Origin of the sequence: Glycomyces paridis, from assembly GCF_004912155.1 — a bacterium.
Lineage (GTDB): Bacteria > Actinomycetota > Actinomycetes > Mycobacteriales > Micromonosporaceae > Glycomyces > Glycomyces paridis.
Map to the genome: position 1 here is coordinate 275,655 of NZ_STGX01000006.1, position 218 is coordinate 275,872.

Here is a 218-nt window from a genome sequence, read left to right on the forward strand (position 1 = left end):
TTGATCGCGAACCGTGCTCGGGCTCGGGCTTTGGCGGCTTCCATGGCCTTGATGGAGCGGGTGCGGTCGGCCATGTCGGCCCAGCCGCGCAGTTCGGGCTTCAGGGCCTCAGGCCATTCGGAAGGATAGAGCCCCAGGGGGAGGAGATCCTTGCCCCGGTCCCGGTGCGCCGCATCCAGGTCGGTGTCGGTGCGCCAGTCCGCGCATCCGCACCCGCC

The 218-nt window shown here is 70.2% G+C and carries 1 protein-coding gene; it reads right to left on the bottom strand.

The annotated features are described in order from the left end of the window. Positions 1–218: hypothetical protein (locus tag E9998_RS25825; protein ID WP_204745367.1), on the bottom strand; the 218-nt coding region annotated here is incomplete at both ends.